2 protein-coding genes are annotated in these 3,837 nt (G+C 41.3%); both read right to left on the bottom strand.

Translation table 11 applies throughout. The annotated features are described in order from the left end of the window. Nucleotides 1-149 precede the first annotated feature (149 nt). Nucleotides 150-1,889, bottom strand: coding sequence for a serine/threonine protein kinase (locus ACM0OS_RS28500; RefSeq protein ID WP_414546540.1), 1,740 nt, complete (start codon nt 1,887-1,889; stop codon nt 150-152). Nucleotides 1,890-2,122: 233 nt separating this feature from the next. Next, a complete protein-coding gene (locus tag ACM0OS_RS28495; RefSeq protein WP_414546539.1) occupies nt 2,123-3,688 on the bottom strand; it encodes a YcjF family protein in 1,566 nt (521 codons plus the stop codon). Nucleotides 3,689-3,837 lie beyond the last annotated feature (149 nt).

Here is a 3,837-nt window from a genome sequence, read left to right as displayed (position 1 = left end):
CTAGATATATCCGTTTCTTTGGGGTGTGACAGTTGTGGGTGCGGAATGTGGGTTAAAAATAATATGACGTATACTTGGTAATTTAAACATCAATTACTGGAATTGGTTAATATTTTATTACCAATTGCTCATTACTAAAAAATGGCAAATTACCTAATATTTACTTCTTGCAGATGATTTTCCGTTTTTATTGTTGAGTTGTGAGAAACCAAAGCATTTAAAGCAACATTTGGACTTTGATTATGTAGCCCCTGTTTTTGAGTATATTCATTCAGCTTATCCTGAGCTTGAGCATATACAGGAGTATTTTTAGGAACCTTGCGGAGAAACTTCACAGCACCATTCAAGTCACCCATAGCTGCTTTTTTATTAGCATTATGTAAAAAATAAGCTGCTCTAACTTGTCGCTTTTGATTGTACTCAGCTAACTTTTTTTGCACTAATGTACCCGCAGAACTTTCTTTGGGAATTTGACTCAGATACTCAATAGCAGTGGAGAAATCTCTATCTATGGCTTTTTCGTAAGCTTTGGCTAATAAATCTTGTGTTTGTGCTTCGATATTAACGTGGGCTTGTTGCACCATTTTGTCTATTTTTGATTGCCAATATAAAATATCTGGTACTTTAGGCGCAACACTTAAAACATCTGACCATTTACCCTCATTTAAAGCTTGTTCAGCTATTAAGTATTGTTCGGCTGCAAATCGCCATTGATGTTGCCATTCTTCAATGGTGGCTTGAGCCTCTGGATAAACATTACTGTGAGCCGGAATTGATTTAGCTAAAGCCAGGGCCCTTTGCAAATCTCCTGCTTGATATTCTTTTGTCGCTTTATATAAAGTTTCTGTTTCCGAATAGGCTGGAGAATTATTCATTAAAGAATATACTCCCAATCCCATCAACAAAGAATTAGCAGCCAATCCTACTGTCATTCCTGTGAGTAGTGAAGATTGCCCCGATATCGATTTTTGGGGAGAGTTTTCACTAGGAACTATTTTATTTTGATTTGTATTCTCCTGTGGTTTAGTTGGGGGTGTTGGAGTTTCCCGTTGCATTTGCTTGAGGACTCGCAGTACCTCACTTGCAGACTGAAAACGGTCTTGGCAATCATAGCGGATCATTTGGCTGAGAACAGCAGCGAGATAATCATTAACTGGTGTATCTTGAGTCCGCCAAATAATTTCATTAGTGTGAGTATCTACTTTTAATTGCAGTGGTTCTAGCCCTGTTAAAGCCTGAATCCCAATCATCCCTAAAGCATAAATATCACTATTGGGTTGTGTTTGACCAATAAATTGTTCTGGTGGGATGTAACCCAGTGACGTGACGGGAATCCGATAAATTGGTAATTCCCCATCTAAACCAAAATCAACTGACTGGATGGAACCAAAATCAATTAAAACTAACTTGCCATCAGCTGTACGTCTAATTAAGTTTTCTGGTTTAACGTCGCAATGAATAAAGCCTTGAGAATGAACAAATTCTAAAATACCCAGGATATCTTGTAATAATTCTATAACTTCACTTTCCGACCAAATACATCCCCAATATTGATTTATGGGCAGTTCCGCAGCTAATGAGTGTCCTTCAATAAATTCTTGCACTAAGTAGAAACGTTCATTTTCTTCAAAGCAAGTAATAAATTCGGGAATTTGGGGATGGCTTCCCAGCAGCTTGAGGGTGGCTGTTTCGGTGAGAAAACATAATCTTAAGGGGTCTAAGTAACTGGTTTGGCAACTACTCCCTTTAAGCTGCTTAATTACACATCGGGCATTTTCTGGATAATTTTTATCTACAGCAATGTATGTTTGTCCAAATACGCCTGCACCGAGGCTTTGGATGACTTGGTAACGTGCTTGTAGTACTTTACCGATCATGTAGTGGTTCATGAGCTGTTACTGAGTAAGTCCTTAATATAGATTTTCTAATCTGGTTATTAATTTCCGGAATGCCTTGAGAATAAATCATTACAGCGTTGTAGCCGAAAATAAAACTTTTTACTGTTTCAGTATTTTTACTAAAGTTTTTTAACTATTTTAATACTGCAATTACATAAAAACGTCAATCAGCTATGAAGCACGAAATTTTTTAAGTGTTTTTACTTATAATTAACTATAATATATTACTGATTTCTATTTTCTAGTCCCTCATTTTCCTCTTCGATCACTTCAGAGTTACTTGTTAAAGGTTTTACCACACGGGCGATCGCCTCTTGGACAAAAGCCTTAATAAACTCATCTCGGCGATTCATCTTAAATTGTTGCTTGACTACCTCTGTCATACCCCCGTCACCCCAATCTTGGTCATGACGAAAATATTCTATAAAACTTTTACCAGCAATTCGCGTTAAATAAGCTGCTGTCACGCCTTGAATTGCCCTACCCACGACAAAAGTAGCCACATGGAGTTGCAAAGCGGTAGATATTAATTGAATTGCGCCTTTAACTATGCCGAGACTGGCAATGGTTTTGGCTAAGGAAAGGGCCAACTCTTTACCCCGTTCCATATTTAGTTCACAGCCGTATATCCTGCCAATCTCCACTACCATTTGAGCATTGACAGCCGCAGTTGCTAATAAATCTACCACTGGTAGAGGCGTGACTGATACCACACCAGCACCAATCCACTGAAATCGGTCAACTATTTTGTCAGCTTGGCGGCGACGCTGGGCATCAATGAGATTGCGCGCTTCTTCTCCCAGGCGTAGCGATTGCAGGAGAATATTATCTGCCACCAAATCTTCACCCTCAGCCCGTAAAATCGCTGCCATTCGCCGCAGTAAAGGGATAATATCTGGTTCTGGCTGGAAAGTTCCGCCAGTTTCTAGCTGTGCAGATTGGGGATTAGCAGCGATGGCCACGACATCATTGGGGGCAATAAATCCCAACACGCGTTGACGTAACCGGGCGAGAATCGACTCTTTATCCTCATCTGTATACAAATCTGTTTTGTTAAGAATTAGGAGCGATCGCTTGCCAATTTCTGCTAGGCTCCGTAATGGTTCATATTCAGAACGGCGCAAGTCGTTATCTACTACAAACAACAGTAAATCAGCTGATGTCGCCAGTTCTCGCGCTAGTTGTTCCCGTTCCGTACCCGCCACACCTGCTTCTAAAATCCCTGGTGTATCGGTAATTAAAATTTTGCGTTCTAAGCCCTTCAACCGCAGACAATAAGTTTCCCCGACTTGGGTAGTCCCCATTGGTGCATTTACCTGCCCCACCATGCGCCCCATAATGGCATTTACCAGAGAAGTTTTGCCAGCACTACCCGTCCCAAAAACCACTACTTGAATTTCACCACGGGCTAAATTGACTTCAATTTCCCGCGATTTACTTAATAAAGCTTGTTTTGCTACTTCATCTTGAATTTGGGCTACTTGTTGCCGTACAGCCTGGAGAGTTGTGGAAGCAGCATCAGACTTAGCTGCGGGAATTTCTGCCGCAGTTACTCGCCGGCGTTGACTACGCGATCGCTTTTCCCCAGCTTGCAGTATTAAGACGTAATAAACAAAAGCTGCAACCAAGCCCCCGATTAATACCACCAGCAATAACAACAGCAAATTGCCCAGCAGTGGAGAATAAGACAACTGCCAGTAAAGCCGAGAGAGAGAATCAATCAGCCAGAGGCTTAATCCCAAAATGACGATTAAACCAACAATTAGCGTGACTATGCGCGACAGAGGCATGGATGGCAAGGTGCGTTAGTGGGTATATGGGCTGATGCTTTTAATGTTAATGGTTTGAGTATCGGGTGTTGTTGATTGAGGGGATGATTTTTTTCACGCAAAGACGCAAAGGCGCGGAGAGAAGAGGCAGGGGGGCAGGGGGGCAGGGG

This window comes from Nostoc sp. CCY0012 (assembly GCF_963920855.1).
GTDB lineage: Bacteria > Cyanobacteriota > Cyanobacteriia > Cyanobacteriales > Nostocaceae > Cyanocohniella.
Note: the sequence above shows the minus strand (reverse complement) of the source record. Positions and strands in the feature narration are given on the sequence as shown.